The following is a 24513-nucleotide window of genomic DNA, read 5'->3' as shown; positions in this document are numbered from 1 at the left end:
CATGCCGCCTGCCGACGCCACGCCCGATCCCACGACCCGTTCGACGGACGAGTCGCCGGTCACCGTCTTCTGGCGTCCCGCATGCGGATTCAGTTCCGGGCTGCTGCGCGCGCTCGACCGGGCCGGGCTCGACCACCGTCGCCGCAACATCTGGGAGGACCCCGACGCCGCCGCGACCGTGCGATCGGTGGCCGACGGGACCGAGACCGTGCCGACCGTGCTGGTCGGCGACCGGGCGCTGGTCAACCCCAGCAGCGAGGACGTGCTCGCCGCCGTCGCCGAGGTGGCCCCGGAGCACCTGCCCGAGGGATGGGAGCCACGCCAGCCCAGCGCCGTGGGCCGTGCCGTCCACCGGATGTTCGGCGGCTGAACCCACGGCACCGGCGGGAACCGGACCGACGGCACGGACGTCAGCCCGGTCCGGGGACCTCGCCGGCCCCGGAGGAGCCGTCGTCTGCCGGTGTGCCCCGGCCCGTCCGTCGCAGGTAGGCGATCGCGGTGGCCTCGTCCACGACCTCGGCGTACTTGGCCGCGAGGTCCGACAGGTTCGCCTCGTGGATGCCCGCGGTTCGGTCACCACAGGCGTCGGAGACCACCAGCGGGACGAAGCCGTGGGACATCGCGTCGACGACCGAGGCGCGCACGCACCCGGACGTCGACACCCCGCCCACGACCACCGTGTCGACCCCCAGGGCGGTGAGCGTGCCCGCCAGCGACGTCCCGAAGAATGCGCTGGGCATCTGCTTGACGACCGTGACCTCCTCGGGGCGCGGCCTGACCTCGGGACACCATGCCGCGGGGTCCTCGGGCCCGGGCTCGCCGTCACCGGCGAAATGGACCAGCCCGCCCACCTTGCGGAAGAACACGCCCCCGTCCGACCCGTCGGGCCGGAAGCGCACGCCGGTGTGGACGACGGGTGTGCCCACTTCCCGTGCCACGGCCAGCAGGCTGGCCGACGACGAAAGGGCGTCGCGCGACGGCAGTTCGAACACGCCTCCGTCGTCGAAGTAGGCACGGACGAGGTCGACGAGCAGCAGCGCGGGCCGCCGACCCGGGGTCAGCGTGGTGTCCCATCCCGACCGGTCGTGGCCGGCACCGTGGTCCGACCGACGGTCGGACCACGGGCCTTCGGCTGGCTCGTCGCTCACGGGGCCGCGACGGGTGGCCGCGGGGCGGGCAGGCCCGTCTCCTCCTGGGCGTTGGCCAGGATCTCCTCCATGGGCGGGCCCATGTCGAACACCGGCAGGTCGTCGTCGCGGTCCGCGCGCAGTTCGTCGCGCAACGCCGCCGTGGCGTCGGCGTCGACCTCACCCTCGTCGTCGCACACGACGCCGTAGCGCCGGGCACCGTCCACGGTCACGAGCCCTCGCAGCACCTCCAGGCCGACCAGGTCCGGGTCCCGCTCCAGCGGGTCGCCCCAGCCACCGCCGCCCCAGGTCACGAAGTGCAGGAGGTCGCCCGTGCGCACCGGCACTCCGTGGCACTTGCTGGGCAGCACCTCCGTCGTGCCGTCGGCACGCTCCAGCCACTTGGTGCCTCGTGCACCGGGTTCACCTCCCAGGACCCCCCACGGGTAGGTCAGCCAGCGGTCGTCGTGGATCGCGATCTCGCCGTCCTCCAGGAACCGGTACGCCACGTCCACGCCGTTGCCTCCCCGGTGCAGCCCGGCGCCGCCGGAGTCCGGGACGGTCTCCCACACCTCGATGCGCAGCGGGTAGTAGGACTCGAGGTACTCGCTGGGGATGTTCTTGAACGACGGCCACAGCGAGTGCCCGTCGGGCCCGTCGCCCATCGGCCGGCCCGGGATGCCGCCGAACCCGATCGAGTACAGCTGGAAGGTCTCGCCGGCCTCCTCGCCGGAGGTGTAGGTCCCGTCGAACATGAAGTGCGGCGACGAGGAGAACCCGGCCGCGTTCAGCAGGTCGGGGTTGGTCTGTCCCAGCAGGCCCCCGAGCAGGTCGAACACCCGGCCGATGCCGTGGTTGCGACCCGACAGCGCGGCCGGGAACTTCGGCTTCCAGAAGGAGTCCTCCGGGATGACGACGTCGATCAGCGGGTAGAAGCCGTCGTTCCACAGGATCTGTGGGTCCGCGACGGTGATCATGTAGATGCCGAAGAACATCTTCATGAGGTTGGCGTTGATGTAGTAGTTGATCGGCCCACGCGCCTGGGGCGACGATCCGGTGAAGTCCAGCGTGACCTTCTCGCCCTCGCGCGTCAGCGACAGCTTCAGTTCGTACGGGCCGTAGCCCACCCCGTCGTCACAGATGTAGTCCGTGAACGAGATGGTCTTGCCCTCCTCGAAGACCAGTTCCAGCAGTGCCTTCATCGCGTCGTGGTTGCGCTGCAGCAGGTCGTCCAGCGCCGACAGGTAGGTCTCGACCCCGAAGCGGTCGCACAGTTCGGTGATGCGGCGCCCGGCCGTGCGACAGGCCGCGACGATGCCGTTGAGGTCGGCGCGGTTCCAGTCCGGCTTGCGGACCTGGCGCAGGATGAGCTCGAGCGACTCCTCGGCGAGCTCGCCCTCGCGATACAGCTTGAAGGGCGGGATGATCACGCCTTCTTCGTAGATCGTGCGGGCGTCGGTGGGCATCGACGCCGGCACCTTGCCCCCCACGTCGGACATGTGCCCGAACATCGACGCCCACCCCACGACCCGGCCGCCGTGGTAGATCGGCATGACGACCAGCCAGTCGTTGGCGTGGCTGATCGCCGCGCCGCAGGCGTAGGGGTCGGACGTCAGCAGGACGTCGCCCTCGCGGATCTCGCCGTCGTAGTTGTCCAGGAAGTCGGGGATCGACAGCCCGAACTGGCCCACGACCATCTTGCCCTCGGGGTCGCCGATCAGGGGGAACTCGTCGTGCTGCTCGCGGATGCCGGGGGACAGCGCGGTGCGGAACAGGACCTCGTCCATCTCGTAACGCGCGTTGCGCAGGGCGTTCTCGACCAGGTCCAGGGTGACGACGTCGACGTCGACGGACTCGACCGGGTCGGTGGTGGTCTCGATGATGGTTGCCATGATCAGGCCTCCTGGTCGGTCGTGGGTGCGGCGGTGTCGGCCTCGCCCGGGTCGTGGTCCACCGGCGTGATCAGCAGGGAGCCGGAGGCGTGGACCTCGGCGACGTGGTCGGGCAGGACGAGCGTGGTGGAGTCCATCTCGGTGATGATGGCCGGGCCCTCGATCCGCATGCCGGCGGCCAGCCCCTGGCGTTCGTAGACGGCCGCCGTGGTCTCGGCGCCCTCGACCCGGATCGTCGTGTCGGCCCGCTTGGCCACGACCGGGTCGTCGCCGTCGGCCAGCCGCTCGGCGGCCACGTCCGGACGTGGCCCGCGGGCCGTGACCCGGACCGTCACCAGTTCGTGGTCGTTGCCGTCGAGCAGGAACCCGAAGAGCCGTTCGTGCTCCGTGTCGAAGCGGGTCGCGATCGCGTCCAGGCCGCCGTCGCGGTCGTCCACGGTCACGGGGATCTCGAACCCCTGGCCGTGGTAGCGCACGTCGGCGCTGTGGACGAGTTCGACGTCCTCGGCTGCCACCCCCTCCTCGAGCAGGGTCCCGCGTGCCTGGTCGGCGAGTCGGTCGAACACCTCGGCGAGTTCGTCGTCGGAGGTCTGGTGGAACTGGCGGACCAGGGTCTGAGCGGCCTCGTCGCGCAGTCCCGTTGTGGCGTCCCCGTAGGCGCACAACACGCCCGGGCTCGGGGGGATGATCACCGGCCACGAACCCATCAGCCTGCCGAGTGCGTTGGCGTGGAGGGGACCGGCGCCGCCGAACGCGACCAGGGCGTAGTCCCGCGGGTCGATGCCCTGCTGCACCGAGACCTTCCGGAGGGCCCCGAACATGTTCTCGTTGACGATGTCGACGATGCCCTCGGCCGCCGCCTCGACGCTGCCGAGGTCGGTCGCGTCCGCGATGGTCTGGACGGCCCGGCGGGCGGCCTCCACGTCCAGGGCGATCTCGCCGCCGGCGAGTTCCGTCGGCAGGTAGCCCAGGACGACGTTGGCGTCGGTGACCGTCGGGTGTTCACCCCCCGTCCCGTAGGCGGCCGGTCCCGGGTCCGCACCCGCCGACTGCGGTCCGACCCGCAGGGCCCGGGTCAGCTCGGGCACGTGGGCGATCGATCCCCCACCGGCCCCGACCGTCTGCACGTCGACGGAGGCCGATCGCACCTCCATGTCGCCGACCCGCGTCTGGCGACCGATCCGTGGCTCGCCCGACTGGACCAGTGCCACGTCGGTGCTGGTGCCGCCCATGTCGAAGGTCAGGAAGTCGTCGTGGCCGGCCCCGGCGGCGGCCCATGCCGCGCCGGTGACTCCGCCGGCCGGTCCCGACAGCAGCAGGCTCACCGGGTGGTCGGTGGCCGCGTCGGCCGATGCGAGCCCGCCGTCAGACCGCAGGATGTACAGCGGGCCGTCGAGGCCGCCGTCGGCCAGGCTGGCGGCGAGGTTGGCGACGTAGCGGCTGACCTGTGGTTGCACGTAGCCGTTGGCGACCGTGGTGACGGTCCGCTCGTACTCGCGCAGTTCGGGCAGGACCCGCGACGACAACGAGATCGACACGTCGGGCCCGAACACGTCGGCGGCGAGTTCGCCGATGCGTTCCTCGTGGTCGCCGTTGGCGAAACTGTTGATGAGCGACACGCACAGCGCGTCGACCCCACGGTCGCGCAGCCGTTCGAGTCGCGGCCGGAGGTCGTCCAGGTCCAGCTCGGTGACGATCGTGCCGTCGGTGGCCACCCGCTCGGTCGCCTCGACGGTGTGTTCCAGGGCGGCCAGGGGTTCCGGCTTGGGCCAGATGATCCAGCCGGCCAGTCCGCCCGGCACGAACGACCGAGCGATCTGCAGGACCTGTCGGAACCCCTTGGTGGTCACCAGGCCGACCGTGGCGCCCTTCTGCTCGAGGATCGCGTTGGTCGCGACGGTGGTGCCGTGGAGGACCTCGTCGAGGTCACCGAGTCCCACGCCGGCGTCGGTACAGACCGCCGTCATGCCACGCAGCACCCCCTCCGACTGGTCCGCTGGCGTGGAGGCGGTCTTGTGCCGCCACGTCTGCCCACTGTCGGTGTCGATGAGGAGGACGTCGGTGAACGTGCCACCGACGTCGACGCCGAGCCGGTATGCCATCGTGGTGCCTTTTCGTTGGTGGGTCAGGTGGTGGTCGTGGGGGACCGGGGGACGGGCTCAGACCACGCCCGCCTCGTGGAGCGCCCGGACCTGGTCGCGCGACATGCCCAGCAGGTCGGTCAGGACCTCGTCGGTGTGCTCGCCCAGGTCGGGGCCCACCCCACGGACACGGCCGGGGGTGGCCGACAGCCGCGGGACGACGTTCTGCATGGGAAGCTGGTCGAACTCGGGATGGGCGACGTTCACGATCGCCTCGCGGGCCGCGAAGTGCGGGTCCGACAGCATGTCCTTGGCGCGGAAGATCCGGCCGGCCGGGACGCCGCCGTCGTGGAGCCGCTCGAGCAGGTCGTCGGCGTCCAGCGTCGAGGTCCAGGAGGCCACCAGGTCGTCGAGCTCGGCCATGTTCGCGCCCCGGGCACCGTGGGTGGCGTAGCGCTCGTCGGCCGCCAGTCCGGGCTGGCCCATGACCTCGGCGAGACGGGTGAACACCGAGTCCTGGTTGGCGGCGACCAGGACCATCTCGCCGTCGCGAGTGGGGTAGGCGTTCGACGGGGCGACGTTGGGGAGCACGGACCCGGTCCGTTGACGCTCGTAGCCCGCGACGGACCACTCGGGGACCAGGGACTCCATCATGGCGAGCACGGCCTCGTAGATCGCCGAGTCGACGACCTGGCCCCGGCCGGAGCGTTCCCGGTGGTGCAGGGCGACCAGCGTGCCCAGCGCCGCGAAGGTCGCGGCCAGGGAGTCCCCCAGCGAGATCCCGGCCCGCGCCGGTGGGCGGTCGGGCTCGCCGATCACGTGGCGGATGCCACCCATCGCCTCGCCGATGGACCCGAAGCCCGCCCGGGGTGCGTACGGACCCGTCTGGCCGAACCCGGTGACGCGGGTCACGACCAGGCGTGGGTTGACCTCCCACAGGTCCTCGGGGGACAGGCCCCACCGCTCGAGGGTCCCGGGGCGGAAGTTCTCCAGCAGGACGTCGGACTCGGCGGCGAGTCGCCGGACCAGGTCCTGGCCCTGCTCGGTGCGCAGGTCGATGGTCACGGAGCGCTTGTTGCGGGCGACGACCGGCCACCACAGTGAGTGGCCGTGGGGCTTCTCGCGCCCCCACTGGCGCATGGGGTCCCCACGACCCGGGTCCTCCAGCTTGATGACGTCGGCGCCGAAGTCGCCGAGCAACTGCCCGCAGAACGGTCCGGCCAGGAGTTGGCCGAGTTCGAGGACACGCAGGTCCGACAGCGGCAGGGTCTCGGCGTCCGGTGCGGCAGGTTCGGTGATGGTCACGATGGGGGCCTCGTCGGGGCGGGGTCGTCGGCGCCGTCGTCGCGTGGGGCGTCGACGGTGTCGTGGGAGTGAGCGACCGGTCGGGGTCCCAACAGGGCGGCACGGGCGTTGGCGAGATGGCTGTGCATCGTGCTGCGAGCCCATTCACCGTCCCGTGCCCGCAGTGCGGCCACGATCTCCCGATGGTGGGCCACGCTGCGTCGCACCGATGCCTCGTCGAACCCCTGGTAGGTGCGCACGGTCGCGGCGGTGTGGAACAACTGGCGGACGCTGGCGGCGATCACGCTGGAGCGGCTGGACTCGGCCAGCAGGAGGTGGAAGTCGGCGTTGCACCCGTAGACCCGGTCGAGGGCCTGGTCCGGTCCGGGGAGGCCATGCCGGGCGATCTCCTCGGCGAGCTCGTCGAGGCGGTCCAGCTCGGCCCCGGTGGCACCGACTGCTGCCGCGCTGGCCGCCGTCCCCTCGACGCGTGCACGCAGTTCGAAGACGTGCTCGAGCTCGGCGGGGGACAGGGCCACGACCCGGGCGCCCTTGTTCGGGACGTGCTCGACCATGCCGTCGGCGGCGAGCTGCCGGAGGGCCTCGCGGACCGGGGTGCGGCTGACGTCCAGCCGCGCGGCGAGGTCCGCCTCGGCCAACCGGTCGCCCGGCTGGAACTCGCGGGTCACGACCAGGGCGCGGATCGCGTCGGCCACCGATCCACGCTCGGTCGACGTCGTGGTCACCCGACTGCCTCCTCGGCCAACGTGCATGCAATCCTCGTGGTGAGGTCGACATTAGCACCGTGAATCGACCTGTCAGCAGTTCGCGAACAGTAAAGTGCATGCAATAGTCAGGAGGTCGGCATGGACACCATCGAGATCGTCGAGGTGGGGCCACGCGACGGGTTGCAGAACGAGGACGTCGTCCTGGACCCGCCGACGAGGGTCGACTTCGTCGGGCGACTCGTGGCCGCCGGGATCAGGCGACTGGAGACCGTGAGCTTCGTCCACCCCGGCCGGGTGCCACAGATGGCCGGGGCCGAGGAGGTGATGGCGGGCGTCGTCCGCCGGGCAGACGACGGTTCGCCGGTGTCGCACATCGGCCTGGTCCTCAACGAACGGGGCCTCGAGCGGGCGATCGCGGCGGAGGTGGACGAGGTCAACCTCGTCGTCATCACGACCGAGGAGTTCTCGCGACGCAACCAGGGCGCCGGGGTGGCCGACGTCGTCGCCGCGACCCGCCGGATGATGGCGCGGGCGCACGACGTGGGACTGCGCACCACGGTGACCGTGTCGGCTGCCTTCGGGTGCCCGTTCGCCGGCGAGGTGTCCACCGACGACGTCCTGGCCGTCGTCGACCCGGTCCTGGAGGGCGACCCGGACGAGTTGGCCCTGGCCGACACGATCGGCGTCGGGGTCCCGGCCGACGTCCGCCGCCTCGTCGACGCCGTCCGCTCGCGTACCGACATCGCCCTGCGCGCCCATTTCCACAACACCCGGAACACGGGCTACGCCAACGCGATCGCGGCCGCCGAGTCGGGAGTGGCGGCCCTGGACGCGTCCAGCGGGGGGTTCGGTGGCTGCCCGTTCGCCCCGGCCGCCACCGGCAACATCGCGACCGAGGACCTCGTGTACGGCTTGGCCCGGTCGGGCTTCGACACCGGCCTCGACGTCGATGCGCTGACCGTGCCGGCCGCCTGGATCACCGCGCGGCTGGGGGAGGAGCAGCCACCCGCCCTGCTGGGTCGTGCCGGCACCTTCCCGGGCTGAGCACCGCACAGGACCGCGGAGGAGGACGCGCCGACGGTCCTACAGGTAGCCACGCAGGCTGGCCGCCTCGACGACCCGGTTGACCGCCAGGGCGAACGCCGCCTCGCGCATCGACGCCGCCTCGCCCGTCTCGGTGTAGAACTTCCAGGTGTCGTCGAAGGCCTTCTCGAGCTTGCGCTCGAGCCGGCCGTTCACCTCGGTCTCGTCCCAGTACAGCTCCTGGTTGTTCTGGACCCATTCGTAGTACGACACCGTGACCCCGCCTGCGTTGGCCAGGATGTCGGGCACGATCAGCACGTCGCGCTCGGTCAGGGCGGCGTCGGCCACCGGCGTGACCGGGTTGTTCGCGGCCTCGACGATGATCGAGGCGCGGACGTCGTCGGCGTTGTGGTGGGTGATCACCTCCCCGACGGCGGCCGGGACGAGCACGTCGACGTCGGCGGTCAGCAGGGCAGCGGGGTCCATGGGCTCGCTGCCGGCGAAGTCCGTCACGGACCCGGACTCGTTGACGTGGGCGACCAGGGCCGGCACGTCGAGGCCGTCCGGGTGGTGCACGGCGCCGTACATGTCCGACACCGCCACGATCCGGTAGCCCTTCTCGTCGGCGAGCCGGGCTGCCCACGATCCCACGTTGCCGAAGCCCTGGATCGCGAGGGTCAAGTCACGCGGGACGCCCAGCTCCCGCACCTCGACCGCCCTGTCCATCACCTGCACCACGCCACGGCCGGTCGCGGCCTCGCGGCCCTCCGAGCCGCCGAGCGCCAGCGGCTTGCCGGTCACGATCTGGGTCGTGTGTCCCCGGCGGCGGCCGTACTCGTCCATGAACCAGCTCATCACCTGGGCGTTGGTGTTCATGTCCGGTGCCGGGATGTCGCGGTTGGGACCGATGATGTGGGCGATCTGGCCGAAGTAGCGACGGGAGAGACGTTCGAGCTCGGTCTGGGAGAACCCGGTGGGGTCCACCTGCACCCCGCCCTTGGCGCCGCCGAACGGGACGCCGACCAGGGCGGTCTTCCACGTCATCAGCGAGGCCAGCGCCCGCACCTCCTCGAGGTCCGCGCTTGGGTGGAAGCGCACCCCACCCTTGTACGGGCCCCGCGCGCCGTTGTGCTGGACCCGGTAGCCGATGTGCACCGACAGGCTCCCGTCGTCGCGCCGGACCGGCACCTGCACCCGCAGCTCGCGGTAGGTCCCCGTCAGGACGGCGATCGCCGCGTCCGACAACTTGTCGATGTCGGCGGCCTTGTGGAAGAAGTAGTTGACGGCCTCGAACGGGGTCAGGTCATCGCGCAGGTCCATGGATGGTGTTTTCGGTCGATGTGGTCCCAGTCAACCAACCGGGCGGGCGCGGCGCGGCCCGTCGGGCGACCGGTCGCACCCCCGCCACGGGGTCGGCCGGGGGCTCGTCCGGGAACTCGGTCGCGAGCCTGTCGGGCAGGGGTGGTGGCCCGCCCGGTCCGGGATGGGGCCACGGGGCCGCTGGTATCGTCGTCGCGCAGCACCGACGAGCGCCCAGCCCGGCCACGACCCACGCGTCGGGCCCCTCCCGGGCGCACGACCGCAGGAGGATCGTGATGGCCACGGCCGCGCCGACGACGTCGACCCCGACCGGCCAGTCCGGTCGCAACCGGCCCTGGATCGTCCAGCTCTACGGCACCGCGCTGGGCAAGAAGTACGCGATGGCGATCTCGGGGATCGTGGGACTGGGCTACATCTTCGCCCACATGGTCGGCAACCTGAAGATGTACTTCGGCGCCGAGTCGTTCGACACCTACTCGGAATGGCTGCGCGAGGGCCTGCTGTACCCGATCCTGCCCCACACGGTGATGCTGTGGATCCTGCGGCTGTCGCTGATCGCCGCACTGGTCGTCCACGTCCACGCCGCGTACGCCCTGACCGTGATGAACCGTCGGGCGCGCGGCACGAACTACCAGTCGCGGCGTGACTACGTCGCCGCCGACTTCGCGGCCCGCACCATGCGCTGGACCGGCGTGATCGTGCTGCTGTTCATCGGCTACCACCTGGCCGACCTGACCTGGGGCGTCGAGGCCGTCAACCCGGCCTGGGAGCGGGGCGACGCCTACGCCAACCTGGTCGCGTCGCTGTCACGACCGGCCGTCGCGGCCTTCTACCTCGTCGCGAACCTGGCCCTGGGAGTCCACATCTACCACGGCATCTGGAGCATGTTCCAGACGATGGGGTGGAACAACCGCACGTTCAACTCCTACCGGCGTGCCCTGGCCGTCGGCTTCACGGTCGTCGTCATCGGCGGCAACCTCAGCTTCCCGATCGCGGTCCAGCTGGGCATCGTCGGCTGACCGGACCCCTCTCGCCCCCGGCTCCCAGCGGGCCACCAGACGGCAAGGACGCAAGGCATGAGCGTGCTCGACTCCAAGGTCCCCGACGCCCCCATCGAGACGATGTGGGAGGACCACAAGTTCGACATGAGCCTGGTCAACCCCAACAACAAGCGGAAGTTCCGGGTGATCGTGGTCGGCACCGGCCTGGCCGGTGCGTCCGCGGCCGCCACCATGGGGGAGCTGGGCTACAACGTCGAGGCGTTCACCTTCCACGACAGCCCACGGCGGGCCCACTCCATCGCCGCCCAGGGCGGCATCAACGCCGCCAAGAACTACCGCGGCGACGGTGACTCGATCTTCCGGCTGTTCTACGACACGGTCAAGGGCGGCGACTACCGCTCGCGCGAGGCCAACGTCTACCGGCTCGCCCAGGTGTCCAACGACATCATCGACCAGGCCGCGGCCCAGGGCGTGCCGTTCGCCCGCGAGTACGGCGGCATGCTGGCCAACCGCTCCTTCGGCGGAGCGCAGGTCTCGCGGACCTTCTACGCCCGCGGCCAGACCGGCCAGCAGTTGCTGCTGGGTGCCTACCAGGCGCTGGAACGCCAGGTCGCCGCCGGCACGGTGCGGACCCACACGCGCAAGGAGATGCTGGACGTCGTGGTCGTCGACGGTCGGGCGCGCGGCATCATCTGCCGTGACCTGGTCACCGGCGAGATCACCCGTCACGAGGCCAACGCGGTCGTCCTCGCGACCGGGGGCTACTCCAACGCCTTCTACCTGTCGACCAACGCGATGGCCTGCAACGTCACGGCCGCATGGCGTGCCCACCGCAAGGGCGCGTTCTTCGCCAATGCCTGCTTCACCCAGATCCACCCGACGGCGATCCCGGCCAGCGACGAGTTCCAGTCCAAGCTGACCCTGATGAGCGAGTCGCTGCGCAACGACGGCCGCATCTGGGTGCCACGGGAGGTCGGCGACGACCGTCGCGCCCGCGACATCCCCGAGGACGAGCGCGACTACTACCTCGAGCGCAAGTACCCGTCCTTCGGCAACCTGGTGCCGCGTGACGTCGCGTCGCGCAACGCCAAGATCGTCATCGACGAGGGCCGCGGCGTGGGTCCGCTCAAGAACGGGGTGTACCTCGACTTCGCCGACGCGATCGACCGGCTCGGCCGGGACACGATCGCCGACCGCTACGGCAACCTGTTCGAGATGTACGAGCGGATCACTGGCGAGGACCCCTACGAGGTCCCGATGCGGATCTTCCCCGCCCCCCACTACACCATGGGCGGGCTGTGGGTCGACTACCACCTGATGACCACGGTCGACGGTCTCTACGCCATCGGCGAGTGCAACTTCTCCGACCACGGTGCGAACCGGCTCGGCGCCTCTGCACTGATGCAGGGACTCGCCGACGGCTACTTCGTCCTGCCCTACACCATCGGTGACTTCCTGGCCGACAAGCTCAACGAGCCGGAGGTCGGCCTGGACCACGACGCGTTCGCCGCAGCCGAGTCCGTCGTCGCCAACCAGACCACGCAGTTGCTGGCGATCGACGGCAGCCGCACGGTCGACCACTTCCACCGCGAGCTCGGCAAGATCCTGTGGGAGTACTGCGGGATGGCACGCAACGAGGACGGGCTGACCAAGGCGCTGGGCGAGATCCCGGCGCTGCGCGAGGAGTTCTGGGCCGACGTCCGCGTGCCCGGATCGGGCGACACCCTCAACTCGTCGCTGGAGAAGGCCGGTCGGGTCGCCGACTTCCTCGAGCTGGGTGAGCTGATGGTCCGTGACGCCCTGGACCGGCGCGAGTCGGCCGGAGGCCACTTCCGCGAGGAGTCCCAGACCAACGAGGGCGAGGCCCTGCGCAACGACGACGACTACGCCTACGTGTCGGCCTGGGAGTGGCAGGGGCTCGACACGCCCCAGCACAAGCACGTCGAGCCACTCGAGTTCGACTACGTCAAGCTGACCCAGAGGAGCTACAAGTGAACCTCACGCTGCAGGTGTGGCGACAGGCCGGGCCGGACGCGCCGGGCAAGTTCGTCACCTACGAGGCCACCGACATCTCCGAGGACGCGTCCTTCCTGGAGATGCTCGACATCGTCAACGAGCGCCTGACCGACGACGGCGACGAGCCGATCGAGTTCTCCCACGACTGCCGTGAGGGCATCTGTGGCACGTGCGGCGTGATGATCAACGGGATCCCGCACGGACCGCAGCGTGGCACGGCCACCTGCCAGCTCCACATGCGCACCTTCTCGGACGGCGACGAGATCGTCATCGAGCCCTGGCGGGCCAGTGGGTTCCCGATCATCCGCGACCTGGTCGTGGACCGCTCGCCCTTCGACGAGATCATCCAGTCCGGCGGCTACGTCACGGTCGACACCGGCCAGGCCCAGGACGCCAACCTCACCCCGATCCCCAAGGAGACGGCCGACCTGGCGATGGACGCCGCGGCCTGCATCGGGTGTGGTGCCTGCGTGGCGGCGTGCCCCAACGGTGCCGCCCAGTTGTTCACCTCCGCCAAGCTGGCCCACCTGAACCTGCTCCCCCAGGGACAGGCCGAGCGGGACGAGCGCACCGAGTCGATGGTCGAGGTCATGGAGTCGTACTTCGGTTCCTGCACCAACATGGGCGAGTGCGAGACGGCGTGCCCGAAGGAGATCTCGATCGACTTCATCGCGATGATGAACGCCGACTACGCCAAGGCGAAGTTCCGCAACCGCCGCAGCGCCTGATCGCGACACGCGCACCGTCGCTGTCGAACCCGCCGCACGACCGGAGGGTGGGGGTCGGCCGGTCGGGCACGCCAGTACCCTGACCGACGTCGCCGAACGTGCACCCGAGGGCCTTCCATGGACATCGCCAAGATGATCGCGGCTGCGCCGCTGGTCCGCCGCGTGTGGCGCTACACGCCTGCGCCGCTGCGGATCCCGCTGGCCGTGGTCGGACTGGGAATCGTCGCGTGGCAGTACCTCCGCAAGGACCAGGAGCACCCGAGCGTCGCCGAGCACGAGGCCGACGTCGCGGCTGACCGCACGGCCTGATCGATGGCGCGAAGTCGGCGCTCCGGTCCGGGAGCGCGAGAAGTCCTCGTGCTGCTCGCTGCCGTCCTGGTGGCGGGGGCACTGGTGTGGGGCGCGACGAACCTCGACCAGGACGGCCCCTCCGAGCTGCTGGGGGCCGACCAGTCCTCCGATGAGGGCGCCGACCCGGCCGAGGCCGACGCGTCGGAGCCCACTGCATCCGGGTGGGCGCCGCCGGCCCTCGCCGAACTCGAGCCCGGCGTGGTGGCGCTCTCCGCCACCGACGTGGCGAGCCTGGGCACGTCGGCCGCGGCCACGTTGGTCGCCACCGCCCCGGTGGTGGTGACGTCGTCGAGTTCGACCGGCCCGGAGGCAGACGAGGCCGTCGAGCTGGCCGAGTCGCTGCACGCCCCCCTGCTGTTCCTCGACGCGTCGACGGCCGACGGCGCCAGTGGATCCGACGAGACCAGCACCGCCAGCCCGTCGGCGGGTCCTTCCGGGGGGTCGGCCGCTCCGTCGAGCGAGCCGACCGCCGACGCGGCGGCCAGCCCGACCGAGCTGCTGGCCGGCTGGTCGACGGCCCACGTCGTGGCCGTCGGCACGCCGCCCGAGACGTCCGCGACCGTCCACGCCGTCACCGTCGAGGACTCCGGGGACGGGGCGACCTCGGCACCAGCGAACGTCACCCTCCCCGAGGCCATCGAGGCGATGGTGGCCGACGCCGAGGCTGCTCCGTCGCCGGAGCCCGCCCCGGGCCTGGTCGTCGTCGTGCGCACCGCGCCGGACGACGAGGGTGCCGACGACGAGGGTGCCGAGGCCGAGGACGAGCCCAGCGCCGACCCGAGCGAGGACGCGGCGACCGAGGCCGCATCCTCCGCCCCAGACGACGACACCGACGACGACACGGACGACGAACTGGTTGACGTGCCGGCCGACCTGCGCACCACCCTGGCGGTCCTCGGGATCGAGGCGGTCGGCTGGGGCTCCGCCGACCCGCGCACCGACGACCGTGTGCGCGACGTCACGGCCCAGGCCGAGACCACCCTGCTGGCCGTGGCCGACGACCAGTGGCCGGACGGCATCCCGATGTCCACGGTCGAGCCGGACTGGCCGGCCCTGTTCACCATCGCGGCCGACGCGCCCGAGCTCAACGGGGGCGGGCTGGTCCTGTTCCCCGACCGCACGTTCATCGCGACGTACGGCAACCCCTCGGGGCCGGCGCTGGGCGTGCTGGGGGAGCGCGACGTCGAGGGCTCGATCGCGTTCGTCGAGGAGTTGGCGGCCGAGTACGAGGGCCTGTTCGGTGACAGCCAGGTGCAGCCCGCCTTCGAGCTGATCACGACCATCGCCGCCGCGGACGCCGGCGACGACGGTGACTACTCGCGCCCCGAGGACCTCGACCTGGTCACCGAGTGGGTCGACGCGGCCACCGAGGCCGGGCTGTACGTCGTGCTCGACCTCCAGCCGGGGCGCACCGACTTCCTCACCCAGGCCCAGACCCTCGAGGACCTGTTGCGTCGTCCCAACGTGGGGCTCGCGCTGGACCCCGAGTGGCGCCTGGAGCCCGACGAGGTCCACCTCCAGCAGATCGGCACCGTCGAGACGGCCGAGGTCAACGAGGTCGCCGACTGGCTGGCCGAACTGGTGCGCGACGAGGTCCTTCCCCAGAAGCTGCTGATCGTCCACAACTTCCGGCTGTCGATGCTGTCGGACCGCGAGGACCTGCGGTTCCACCCGGAGGTGGCCACGATGGTGCACGTCGACGGGCAGGGTGCCCAGGACGACAAGGACGCGACCTACGCATCCATCACCGGTGCGGGGCCCGACGAGCTGTGGTGGGGCTGGAAGAACTTCTACGACGAGGACGTGCCCGAGATCCGCTCGCCCGAGGACACCGCCGAGGTCGAGCCGACCCCGCACTTCATCTCCTACCAATAGGTGGGCGGCACCGAGGGGTTCGTGAACCTGGCGGACGGGCGGGGGCGGGGGCTGGATCGTCCGCTGCGGGTCGTCGTGGTGGGGGCCGGGGCGCGCGGAGCTGCCTACGCCGACTTGGTCGGCACGGTCGGGGTCCCTGCCGAGGTGGTCGCGATCGCGGAGCCGCGAGCGCAGGTGCGTGACGACGTCGGTGATCGGCTCCACCTCCCCGCCGACGCCCGGCTGGCGTCCTGGCAGGACCTGGTCGACCGGCCGCGACTCGCCGACCTCGCGATCGTGGCGACCCAGGACCGCGACCACGTCGACCCGGTGGTCGCCCTGGCCGACCTCGGCTACGACCTGCTGGTCGAGAAGCCGCTGGCCCCGACTGCCGAGGGGATCGCCGCCATCGTGGCCGCCGCCGACCGCACCGGGGTCACCGTGGCCGTGTGCCACGTCATGCGCTTCACGGCCTACACCCACACGCTGCTCGACCTGTTGGCGACGGGTGACCTCGGCGAGGTCATGGCCGTCCAGCACCTCGAGCCGATCGGCTGGGAGCACTTCGCCCACTCGTTCGTGCGTGGCAACTGGCGCCGACGGGACACGTCGTCGTTCCTGCTCCTCGCGAAGTCCTGCCACGACCTGGACTGGCTCCACGCCGTGGTGGGCGACGAGCCCGTCCGCGTGTCGTCGTTCGGCAGCCGCGGCCACTTCCGGGCCGAGCACCGTCCCGACGGGGCCGCCGACCGGTGCGTGGACTGCGAGGTGGAGCCGGACTGCCCGTACTCGGCGGCCCGGCTGTACCGGCGCGGCCTGGACCCGGCCGACGCCAGCGCCCACTACTTCGCCCGGATCGCGGTCGGCGGCATCGACCCGACGCCCGAGCGGGTCGAGTCGGCGCTGCGGGACGGGCCCTGGGGACGCTGTGTCTACGACCTCGACAACGACGTCGTGGACCACCAGGTCGTCACGATCGAGTTCGCACGCGGCGCCACGGTCGCGTTCACGCTGACCGCCTTCACGCCGTCCGAGGGGCGCCGCACCCGGGTCTTCGCCACCCACGGCCAGGTCGTGGGCGACGGACGTCACCTCGAGGTCACCGACTTCCGCTCGGGACGGATGCGCACGATCGACACGCACACGCACGGCGACGAGACGGCCGCCGGTGGCCACGGTGGCGGCGACGCCGGGATGGTGCGCGCCGTCCTGACCGCGCTGCACGACGGCCGCGGCGAGATCCCGTCGGGCCTGGCCGAGAGCCTGGTGTCCCACCGGCTGGCCTTCGCCGGGGACCTCGCGCGTCGCGAGTCACGGGTCGTCGACCTCGCCGAGTTCGCCTGGTGACCGACCGGACGCACGAACGGGCGGGGGTCGGTGATCGGGCGGGACCTACGCTCGAGGACAGACCTTGACCACGTCCCCCCCGCACCCGACCGTCCACGCAACGAGCCCCAGGAGGGCCCCATGGCCGACAATCCCCACCAGAACGTGACCTTCCCCAGCAACGGCGGGAGCGCCCACGGCTACCTGGCCACGCCCGAGTCCGGCGCCGGCCCCGGCTTGGTCGTGATCCAGGAGTGGTGGGGACTGACCGACCATGTCAAGGACGTCTGTGACCGGTTCGCCGAGGAGGGCTTCGTCGCGCTGGCCCCGGACCTGTACGGCGGTGCCACGACCCACGACGCCGACGAGGCCGGCCAGATGATGCAGGACCTGCCCGTGGACGAGGCCGCCACGGACCTGGCCGGGGCGGTGGACTTCCTCGAGGGCCACGGCGCGGTCACCAGTGACACCGTCGGCGCGGTCGGCTTCTGCATGGGCGGGGGGTTCGTGCTGGTGCTGGCGGCGCAGCAGGGCGACCGGATCGGGGCCGCCGTGCCCTACTACGGCGTCGGTGGCTACGACCAGGTCGACCTGGGCGACGTGACGGCACCGATCCTGGGCCACTTCGGCAGCGAGGACGACTTCGCACCGCCGGAGCAGGTCCGTGACCTCGAGGCCAAGCTGCAGGACTCCGCCAGCCCGAGCGTGGACATCCGCATCCACGAGGGCGCGGGCCACGCCTTCTTCAACGACGGCGACGCGTTCGGCACCTACGACGCCGACCTCGCCGAGCAGACGTGGGGCGACACCGTCGCCTTCCTCCACGAGCACCTCGGCTGACACACGGGCCCGCGGCCCGCAGGACAGGTGCCTAGGCGGGGGGGCCGGCGGGATCCTCGCTCGCGCCGCCCTCGTCGACGTCGTCGGCCTCGTCGGCGGGCGGGTCGTCGTGGAGCACCTCCGCCTCGGACGGCTCGCGCTCGTCGTGGTCGGAGGTGTCGGGGTCGTCGACGGGTGGGTCGTGCTCGCCATCCTCGTCGGATGACTCGTCGGGGGCTTGCTCCAGCGGGACCTGGTTCTCCAGGCCCTCGCCGAAGCCGGGGACGTCGGGGGTCGACATGGTGGCTCCTGTCTGTCCGGTCACACGCGACGATAGGCCTCATGGCCACGCGGACCAGTGGCCGTGGGGCCCACCCGGCACCGCCGCCAGGCGACGGGTCCGGGGTCCGGGCAGGACCTAGGCTGGCCCCATCCCGACGATGACGGAGTGCGTGCCGATGAGCAGCCAGGACGAGGCCAGGACCGTCAGCGGCTTCCCGATCGAGACGGTCTACGGGCCCGAGGACCTCGACGGGTTCGACCCGGTGACGGACCTGGGCGCGCCGGGCGAGTTTCCCTACACCCGCGGGCCGTACCCGACGATGTACCGGGGCCGTCACTGGACGATGCGCCAGTACGCCGGGTTCTCCACCGCCGCGGAGTCCAACGCGCGCTACAAGTACCTGCTCGCCCAGGGCACCACGGGCCTGTCGGTGGCCTTCGACCTGCCGACCCAGATGGGCTACGACTCGTCGGCCGAGATCGCCGAGGGCGAGGTCGGCAAGGTCGGCGTGGCGATCGACACCGTCGAGGACATGAAGACGCTGTTCGACGACATCCCGCTGGACGAGGTCTCGACCTCGATGACGATCAACGCACCTGCGGCCCTGCTGCTGCTGATGTACGAGATCGCCGGGGAGGAGCAGGGCGTCGACGCGTCGGCGCTGCGCGGCACCATCCAGAACGACGTCCTCAAGGAGTACATCGCCCGCGGGACCTACATCTACCCGCCCAAGCCCTCGCTGCGACTGGTCGCCGACACCTTCGGCTACTGCGCCGAGCGCCTCCCGCGGTTCAACACGATCTCGATCTCGGGCTACCACATCGGCGAGGCCGGGGCGACGCCGGTCCAGGAGCTGGCGTTCACGATCGCCGACGGCATCGCCTACGTCGAGGCGGCGCTGGCCGCCGGCCTGGACGTCGACGCCTTCGCGCCCCGGCTGAGCTTCTTCTTCGTGTCACGCACGACGCTGCTCGAGGAGGTCGCCAAGTTCCGGGCCGCACGCCGGATCTGGGCACGGCTGATGCGCGACCGGTTCGGTGCGACCGACGACAAGTCGATGATGCTGCGGTTCCACACCCAGACCGCCGGTGTCCAGCTGACCGCCCAGCAGCCCGAGGTCAACCTCGTCCGGGTCGCGATCCAGGCACTGGCGGCCACGCTGGGCGGGACCCAGTCGCTGCACACCAACAGCTACGACGAGGCGCTGGCCCTGCCGACCGAGGAGTCGGCCCGGCTCGCGCTGCGCACGCAGCAGGTGATCGCCCACGAGACCGACGTCGCCAGCAGCGTCGACCCGCTGGCGGGCAGCTACCTCGTCGAGGCGATGACCGACCGGATCGAGGCCGAGGTGGACGACTACCTCGAGCGGATCGATCGCTACGGGGGAGCGGTCGCGGCCATCGAGGAGGGCTTCCAGAAGGGCGAGATCGAGCGCTCCGCCTACGCGATCGCGAAGGCCATCGAGGACGGGGAACAGGTGGTCGTCGGGGTCAACCGGTTCACCTCCGACGAGGACCCCCAGCCCGACCTGCAGCGGGTCGACGAGGCCATCCGTGACGAGCAGGTCGCACGCATCGACCAGGTCAAGTCCGACCGCGACGCCGACCGGGTCGCCGACGCGCTCGACGCGGTCCGCGACGCCGCCCGTGGTGACGACAACCTGCTGCCGCCGATGCGTGACGCCCTGCAGTACCGCGCGACCCTGCAGGAGGTCTGCGACGTGCTGCGGGGCGAGTGGGGTGACTACGTCCCCCGGGACACGATGTGAGCGAGCAGGACCCGGAGGTGGGGCACCTGTTCGGCTCGACGGCGGCGTGGGCGCTGGACGACGACGTCGTGCACACCAACCACGGGTCGTTCGGCGGGATCACGACGGCGACCCTGGAGGCGGTGGAGGCCGCCCGACGAGACGTGGCCGCCAACCCGATGCGCGGCTACGACCGCGAGTGGTTCGACCACCACGCGCGGGCCGTGGCGGCGGTCGCCGGGCTGGTCGGGGCCCGACCCGAGGACACCACGCTGGTGCCCAACGCGACCGTCGGGATGGACGTCGCGCTGCGGGTGCTGCCATGGGACCCGGACACCACGATCGTGTGCACCGACGTCGCCTACCCCTCGGTCGCGGCCAACCTCGTCCGACGAGCAGCCGCCACCGGGGCGACGATCGAGGTGCTGGCGACCGACCCGGCGATCCCCGAGGCCCTTCCCACGATGGTCGCGGCAGCGCTCGACCGGGTCGGCCAGGACGGTCCCACCGGCGTGGTGGTCGACCAGTTCGTGTCCGCGACCGCCACGCCACTGCCCGTGCACGACGTGGTCGCCGCTGCCCACGCCCGTGGCGCGGTGGTCGTGGTGGACGGCGCCCACGTGCCCGGGCAGGTCGCGCCGGACCGTGCCGACGTCGGTGCCGACGCCTGGACCGGCAACCTCCACAAGTGGGCCTGTGCCCCACCCGCCCTCGCGGCCCTGGTCGTCGCCGAACGACACCACGACCGGCTGGGCTCGGTGGTGTCGTCGTGGTTCGACGACGAGCCGTTCCCGGGCAACTCCCGGTGGCAGGGGACCGTCGATCCGGGGCCGGTCCTGGTGGCCGAGCAGGTGGTCGCGCAGGCCGTCGCGATCCTGGCCCGGGCCGACGAGCTCGAGGCCCGGGCGCGCGCCGGTGCGGAGGCGGTGGCCGAGGCGGTCGGTGGCGAGGTGCTGCCCGGGGCCGGCTGGATGCGTGCGGTGGTGCTGCCGGACTCGGCGGGGCCCGCCGACGACGCGGGGCGTCGCGCGATCGAGCGGGGCCTGTGGACCAGGGGGATCGAGGCCAAGGTGACTCCCGACCACGGTCGGCTGGTGCTGCGCATCTCGACCCACGCCTACACGTCGGACCGCGACCACGACCGACTGGCCGACGTGCTGGGTCGCCAGCTCGGCGACGCCTGACGGGCCACCCTCCCCGCGCTCCCCCGGGTCGGGGGCCGATCGGACGAGTGCGGGGGAAGGAAGGGGCGGCCACCCCCGTTGCATGAAGCGACAACCATTCTCGACCCAGGATCCCCCGTGGCCACCCCCGGCACCACCCGCACCCCCGACGACACGGACACCGCGCGCCACGTCGAGTTCTTCTTCGACCCGGTGTGCCCGTTCTGCTGGCAGACGTCCAAGTGGTTCCGCCAGGTCCTGCGCCAGACCGACGTGACCGCCCACTGGCGCTTCATCTCGCTGGCGATCCTCAACGAGGACGAGGACGGCGCCGTGCACGACAGCCACGTGGTGGGCACCAAGCTCCTGCGTGTCGCCGCGGCGGCACGCGACACCCACGGCGAGGAGGTCGTCGGACCGCTCTACGAGGCGATGGGCACCCGCCTGTGGGAGTCGGCACCCGACGTCGACGGACCGGTCGAGGGCGACGCCTTCTGGGACACGGTCAGCGACCACCAGCAGGCGGTCGTCGACCAGCTTCCGGAGATCCTCGAGGAGGTCGGACTGCCGACCAGCCTCGCCGATGCCAGCGAGGAGCAGCGCTTCGACAAGGAGCTGCGAGCGTCCACCGACGAGGCCATGGAGCGCACCGGGGGCGACGTCGGGACGCCGATCCTGTCCTTCGATCCGCCGGACGGCCCGGCCTTCTTCGGCCCGGTCATCTCGACCACGCCCAGCGACGAGCAGGCCGTCGAACTGTGGGACGCCGTGACCACCCTGGCCCAGTGGCCGTCGTTCGCCGAGATCAAGCGCTCGCTGCGCGAACCGATCGACAACGAGCTGTTCCGTCGGCTCGGGGCGGCCTGAGCCCCCGCCGCGACGACGAACCACCCACGCCTGCCCCCGCGCCCTCGCGATGCGGCGTCCGGGGGGTGGTGGTGGGTCCCCCGGACCGTTCCCGTGGACTCCTAGGCTGGGCGCATGTCCGATCCCACCCCCGGCTCCTCCCCGGAGCACGTCCCCGCGCCCGCGACGCCCGATCCTGCCGCCCCCGACGGTCTCGTCGGGGCGGCCACCACGCTGGCCGGGACCGTCGCGGAGGTCCGCCTCCCGCTGCCCCTGCCGTCCGCCGAGACCGGACGGGAGGTCCAGCGCCAGCTCGCTGACCAGTTCCGCGACCACCTGCTGCCCCGCCTGCTCGACCGCGGGGCACCCCTGCTGGCCGTCGTGGGTGGCTCGACCGGGGCCGGCAAGTCCACGCTGGTGAACAGCCTGGTCGGGGACGCCGTCAGCCGCACCGGTGTGCTGCGACCGACGACCCGTGCGCCGGTGCTGGTGCACCACCCGGCCGACCTCGCGGCCTTCCGTGGCGACCGGATCCTGCCGGGCCTGCGTCGGGCGGTGCTGCCGTCCGGATCCGTCGTCGGCTCGTCGGATCCTCCGGCGCCGGACGTGCTGTCGCTGGTCCCCAGCCAGGCCCTGTCGTCGGGACTGGCGCTGCTGGACGCGCCCGACATCGACTCGGTCGACACCGCGAACCGACTGCTCGCCCGCCAACTGCTGGGTGCCGCAGACCTGTGGCTGTTCGTCACCACCCCCGCCCGCTACGCCGACGCGGTGCCGTGGGAACTGCTGCGCACCGCTGCCCGACGTGGCACCTCGGTCGCGGTGGTGCTGGACCGGGTGGAAGCGCCCGAGCGGCGCGAGGTCGTGGACCACCTCCGACGACTGCTGGACGAGGCTGGCCTGGACCGGGCCGCCCTCCTCGTGGTCCCGGCGGTGGCCCCGACCGCCGACGGGCTGCTCCCCGCGAGTGCGGTGGAGGCCGTGGTCGAGCACCTCGAGGCGGTGGCAGGCGACGAGCGCGCTCGTCGCGAGGTCGCCGACGCCACCTTGCGTGGGGCGCTGGCCAGCGTCGCCGACCGGGTCGGGATCGTCGAGGACGCGGTCGAGGACCAGGTGGGCGCCGCCCAGGAGCTCGCGCGACGCTGCGACGTCGCCCACGACCATGCCGTCGCCACGATCCTCGACGCCATCGACGACGGTCGGGTCCTGCGGGGCGAGGTGCTGGCCCGGTGGCACGACTTCGTCGGTGCCGGCGACCTCCTGCGGTGGCTCGAGAGCGGGGTCGGTCGGCTCCGCGACCGCGTGCAGGCGATGTTCCGTCGTGGCCGCCGCCCCGAGGAGCAGCTGACCGAGGCGGTCGAGGACGGCCTGGCCGCCGTGGTCGTGGACGCCCTCCAGCGCGCCCGCCGCGACACGGTCCGCGCCTGGCGTGCCGGCGCCGGTGCGGACCTGGTCGACCCGGGGTTGGCGACCCCGTCGGGCCTGTCGACGGCCGCGCGCGAACTGGTGCGGGACTGGCAGGACGAGGTCGTCGACCTGGTCCGTGACCAGGCCGGCGACAAGCGCAACTCGGCGCGCATGGTGGCGCTCGGCCTCAATGGCGCCGCCGCCGCCCTGATGGTGGCCGTGTTCGCCTCGACCGGCGGGCTGACCGGGGCCGAGGTGGGCGTCGCGGGTGGGACGTCGGTGGTCGCCCAACGACTGCTCGAGGCGATCCTCGGTGACCAGGCGGTCCGGTCCATGACGGCCCAGGCGCGTGACGCGCTGGTCCGCCGGGTCCGTGCCCTCACGACGGCCGAGGCGGCAGGCTTCCGCACGGCCCTGGACGACCTCGCGCTGGACCCGACGTGGCCCGCGCGCCTGGGGGCCGAGCAGGTGGAACTGGACGTGGCCCGGCGGGAGGCCGGCCTGTGACCGAGACGGCACGCCTCAGTGACCAGACCGACCCGACCGGCGGCGACCTGCGACGGCGCCTGATCGCCGCGCGCTCGCTGGCGGAGGTGGCAGGTGAACGCCTCCCACCGGCGCGACGCGGGGCCCTGGCCGAGGTGCTCGGGCGGGCGCGGGGGCGGTTGACGGTGTCCGGCCGGCACACCGTGGTCGCGCTGGCCGGACCGACCGGGGTCGGCAAGTCCTCGTTGTTCAACGCCCTGCTCGAGGTCGACCTGGCCACGGTCGGCGTGACCCGTCCGACGACGGGCGTGCCGCTGGCCGCCGTGGTCAGCGCGGACCCGGTCAGCGAGCTCATGGTCCACCTCGGGCTCGACAGCTGGCAGCACGTCGCCGTGTCGGCGCATCCCGAGCTCGACTCGCTCGTCCTGCTCGACCTGCCCGACCACGACTCGGTCCGGACCGCCCATCGCGAGCGAGCGGCGGCCATGGTCGCCGTCGCCGATCGCCTGGTCTGGGTCGTCGATCCGGAGAAGTACGCCGACGCATCGGTGCACCAGGACCTGCTGGTGCCGCTCCGCGCCCACGGCGGGGTGCTGACCGTGGTCGTGAACCGGGTCGACCGACTGGACGCGTCCGGTCGGGACCGGGTGGTCGGTGACCTCCGCCGGCTGCTCGCGGATGCCGGCCTGGAGGGGGCGGAGGTCATCGCGACGTCCGTGCACGACCCCGCCAGCATCGACGTCCTGCGCGAGCAGTTGGCGGCGTCGGTCGGTGACCACCGGGCCGCCGGTGACCGGATCGTCGCCGACCTGCGCCAGCTCGGCCGGCAGCTGGCCGACGAGGTGCCCCCGGACGGTGGCTCTGCCCAGACCCGGCGGCGGCACCAGGACGTCGTGGACGCCGCCATGGTGGCGGCGGGCGCCCCGTCGATCCTCGACGCGGTCGCCGCCAACCACCGTCACCGGGCGCGTCGCGCCACGGGGTGGCCGGTGTCCCGCCGCTGGCAGGCGCGCGGCCGGGCACCACTGGCC

At 72.0% G+C, this 24513-nt stretch carries 21 protein-coding genes; 14 read left to right on the top strand and 7 right to left on the bottom strand.

Annotation, left to right across the window (positions count from 1 at the left end):
* The first annotated feature begins 1 nt into the window (after window position 1).
* Window positions 2-370 (top strand): glutaredoxin family protein, encoded by a 369-nt coding sequence (locus KR546_RS05165; RefSeq protein WP_238443638.1) that lies wholly within the window; start codon window positions 2-4, stop codon window positions 368-370.
* A 40-nt stretch (window positions 371-410) separates the two neighbouring features.
* Here the strand turns inward: KR546_RS05165 and KR546_RS05160 are convergent, their stop codons facing one another.
* Genes KR546_RS05160 through KR546_RS05140 form a run of 5 tightly spaced genes read right to left on the bottom strand, consistent with a single transcriptional unit; the run spans window position 411 to window position 7130 of the window.
* Window positions 411-1148, bottom strand: a complete 738-nt coding sequence (locus KR546_RS05160) for an isochorismatase family protein (RefSeq protein WP_238443637.1) — start codon at window positions 1146-1148, stop codon at window positions 411-413.
* Complete coding sequence (locus tag KR546_RS05155; RefSeq protein WP_238443636.1) at window positions 1145-3019, bottom strand: hydantoinase B/oxoprolinase family protein; 1875 nt, start codon at window positions 3017-3019, stop codon at window positions 1145-1147. The genes KR546_RS05160 and KR546_RS05155 overlap by 4 nt, the downstream gene beginning before the upstream one ends.
* A gap of 2 nt (window positions 3020-3021) precedes the next feature.
* Window positions 3022-5121 (bottom strand): hydantoinase/oxoprolinase family protein, encoded by a 2100-nt coding sequence (locus KR546_RS05150; protein WP_238443635.1) that lies wholly within the window; start codon window positions 5119-5121, stop codon window positions 3022-3024.
* Between the two features lie 57 nt (window positions 5122-5178).
* Complete coding sequence (locus tag KR546_RS05145; protein WP_238443634.1) at window positions 5179-6405, bottom strand: CaiB/BaiF CoA transferase family protein; 1227 nt, start codon at window positions 6403-6405, stop codon at window positions 5179-5181.
* On the bottom strand, window positions 6402-7130 hold the full coding sequence (locus tag KR546_RS05140; RefSeq protein WP_238443633.1) for a GntR family transcriptional regulator: 729 nt from the start codon (window positions 7128-7130) through the stop codon (window positions 6402-6404). The genes KR546_RS05145 and KR546_RS05140 overlap by 4 nt, the downstream gene beginning before the upstream one ends.
* A 120-nt stretch (window positions 7131-7250) precedes the next feature.
* On the opposite strand from KR546_RS05140, the gene KR546_RS05135 reads away from it, so the two are divergent.
* Window positions 7251-8156, top strand: coding sequence for a hydroxymethylglutaryl-CoA lyase (locus KR546_RS05135; RefSeq protein ID WP_238443632.1), 906 nt, complete (start codon window positions 7251-7253; stop codon window positions 8154-8156).
* Window positions 8157-8195: 39 nt separating this feature from the next.
* Here the strand turns inward: KR546_RS05135 and KR546_RS05130 are convergent, their stop codons facing one another.
* The gene (locus KR546_RS05130) at window positions 8196-9455 is read right to left on the bottom strand and encodes a Glu/Leu/Phe/Val family dehydrogenase (protein ID WP_238443631.1); all 1260 of its coding nucleotides are present in this window, start codon (window positions 9453-9455) and stop codon (window positions 8196-8198) included.
* Between the two features lie 275 nt (window positions 9456-9730).
* Between KR546_RS05130 and KR546_RS05125 the strand changes: the two genes are divergently transcribed.
* From KR546_RS05125 to KR546_RS05095, 7 genes are all read left to right on the top strand, one after another.
* On the top strand, window positions 9731-10474 hold the full coding sequence (locus KR546_RS05125; protein ID WP_238443630.1) for a succinate dehydrogenase cytochrome b subunit: 744 nt from the start codon (window positions 9731-9733) through the stop codon (window positions 10472-10474).
* A gap of 57 nt (window positions 10475-10531) precedes the next feature.
* Window positions 10532-12451: a fumarate reductase/succinate dehydrogenase flavoprotein subunit gene (locus KR546_RS05120; protein ID WP_238443629.1), complete on the top strand. Its 1920-nt coding sequence runs from the start codon at window positions 10532-10534 to the stop codon at window positions 12449-12451.
* Window positions 12448-13200 carry a succinate dehydrogenase/fumarate reductase iron-sulfur subunit gene (locus tag KR546_RS05115; protein WP_238443628.1) on the top strand — a complete coding sequence of 251 codons (753 nt, stop codon included), beginning with the start codon at window positions 12448-12450 and terminating at the stop codon, window positions 13198-13200. Before KR546_RS05120 ends, KR546_RS05115 begins: the two co-directional genes overlap by 4 nt.
* Window positions 13201-13317: 117 nt before the next feature.
* The gene (locus KR546_RS05110) at window positions 13318-13509 is read left to right on the top strand and encodes a hypothetical protein (RefSeq protein WP_238443627.1); all 192 of its coding nucleotides are present in this window, start codon (window positions 13318-13320) and stop codon (window positions 13507-13509) included.
* Window positions 13510-13557: 48 nt separating this feature from the next.
* Entirely contained in the window at window positions 13558-15426 is a 1869-nt protein-coding gene (locus tag KR546_RS05105; protein WP_238443626.1) for a hypothetical protein, read from the top strand.
* A 21-nt stretch (window positions 15427-15447) separates the two neighbouring features.
* A complete protein-coding gene (locus tag KR546_RS05100; RefSeq protein WP_238443625.1) occupies window positions 15448-16752 on the top strand; it encodes a Gfo/Idh/MocA family protein in 1305 nt (434 codons plus the stop codon).
* Between the two features lie 120 nt (window positions 16753-16872).
* The gene (locus KR546_RS05095; protein WP_238443624.1) at window positions 16873-17571 is read left to right on the top strand and encodes a dienelactone hydrolase family protein; all 699 of its coding nucleotides are present in this window, start codon (window positions 16873-16875) and stop codon (window positions 17569-17571) included.
* Between the two features lie 31 nt (window positions 17572-17602).
* Here the strand turns inward: KR546_RS05095 and KR546_RS05090 are convergent, their stop codons facing one another.
* Window positions 17603-17851, bottom strand: coding sequence for a hypothetical protein (locus KR546_RS05090; RefSeq protein WP_238443623.1), 249 nt, complete (start codon window positions 17849-17851; stop codon window positions 17603-17605).
* 157 nt (window positions 17852-18008) lie between these two features.
* On the opposite strand from KR546_RS05090, the gene KR546_RS05085 reads away from it, so the two are divergent.
* From KR546_RS05085 to KR546_RS05065, 5 genes are all read left to right on the top strand, one after another.
* On the top strand, window positions 18009-19601 hold the full coding sequence (locus tag KR546_RS05085) for an acyl-CoA mutase large subunit family protein (RefSeq protein WP_238443622.1): 1593 nt from the start codon (window positions 18009-18011) through the stop codon (window positions 19599-19601).
* Window positions 19598-20764: an aminotransferase class V-fold PLP-dependent enzyme gene (locus KR546_RS05080; RefSeq protein ID WP_238443621.1), complete on the top strand. Its 1167-nt coding sequence runs from the start codon at window positions 19598-19600 to the stop codon at window positions 20762-20764. The genes KR546_RS05085 and KR546_RS05080 overlap by 4 nt, the downstream gene beginning before the upstream one ends.
* 117 nt (window positions 20765-20881) lie before the next feature.
* Window positions 20882-21610, top strand: coding sequence for a mycothiol-dependent nitroreductase Rv2466c family protein (locus tag KR546_RS05075; protein ID WP_238443620.1), 729 nt, complete (start codon window positions 20882-20884; stop codon window positions 21608-21610).
* Between the two features lie 114 nt (window positions 21611-21724).
* The gene (locus tag KR546_RS05070; protein ID WP_238443619.1) at window positions 21725-23503 is read left to right on the top strand and encodes a dynamin family protein; all 1779 of its coding nucleotides are present in this window, start codon (window positions 21725-21727) and stop codon (window positions 23501-23503) included.
* On the top strand, window positions 23500-24513 hold a 1014-nt coding region (locus tag KR546_RS05065), incomplete at its 3' end, for a GTPase (RefSeq protein ID WP_238443618.1). The genes KR546_RS05070 and KR546_RS05065, both read left to right, overlap by 4 nt.

This window comes from Salsipaludibacter albus, from assembly GCF_019798055.1.
Taxonomy (GTDB): domain Bacteria; phylum Actinomycetota; class Nitriliruptoria; order Nitriliruptorales; family Nitriliruptoraceae; genus Salsipaludibacter; species Salsipaludibacter albus.
The sequence above is the reverse complement of the archived record's forward strand: the minus strand, read 5'-3'. Positions and strand labels throughout refer to the sequence as shown.

Bases quoted from the DNA above. Each gene is read 5' to 3' on its own strand.
- KR546_RS05095 (WP_238443624.1), top strand. From the start codon at position 16,873: ATGGCCGACAATCCCCACCAGAACGTGACCTTCCCCAGCAACGGCGGG.
- KR546_RS05150 (WP_238443635.1), bottom strand. From the start codon at position 5,121: ATGGCATACCGGCTCGGCGTCGACGTCGGTGGCACGTTCACCGACGTC.
- KR546_RS05110 (WP_238443627.1), top strand. From the start codon at position 13,318: ATGGACATCGCCAAGATGATCGCGGCTGCGCCGCTGGTCCGCCGCGTG.
- KR546_RS05085 (WP_238443622.1), top strand. From the start codon at position 18,009: ATGAGCAGCCAGGACGAGGCCAGGACCGTCAGCGGCTTCCCGATCGAG.
- KR546_RS05155 (WP_238443636.1), bottom strand. From the start codon at position 3,019: ATGGCAACCATCATCGAGACCACCACCGACCCGGTCGAGTCCGTCGAC.
- KR546_RS05130 (WP_238443631.1), bottom strand. From the start codon at position 9,455: ATGGACCTGCGCGATGACCTGACCCCGTTCGAGGCCGTCAACTACTTC.
- KR546_RS05135 (WP_238443632.1), top strand. From the start codon at position 7,251: ATGGACACCATCGAGATCGTCGAGGTGGGGCCACGCGACGGGTTGCAG.
- KR546_RS05125 (WP_238443630.1), top strand. From the start codon at position 9,731: ATGGCCACGGCCGCGCCGACGACGTCGACCCCGACCGGCCAGTCCGGT.
- KR546_RS05120 (WP_238443629.1), top strand. From the start codon at position 10,532: ATGAGCGTGCTCGACTCCAAGGTCCCCGACGCCCCCATCGAGACGATG.
- KR546_RS05165 (WP_238443638.1), top strand. From the start codon at position 2: ATGCCGCCTGCCGACGCCACGCCCGATCCCACGACCCGTTCGACGGAC.
- KR546_RS05070 (WP_238443619.1), top strand. From the start codon at position 21,725: ATGTCCGATCCCACCCCCGGCTCCTCCCCGGAGCACGTCCCCGCGCCC.
- KR546_RS05090 (WP_238443623.1), bottom strand. From the start codon at position 17,851: ATGTCGACCCCCGACGTCCCCGGCTTCGGCGAGGGCCTGGAGAACCAG.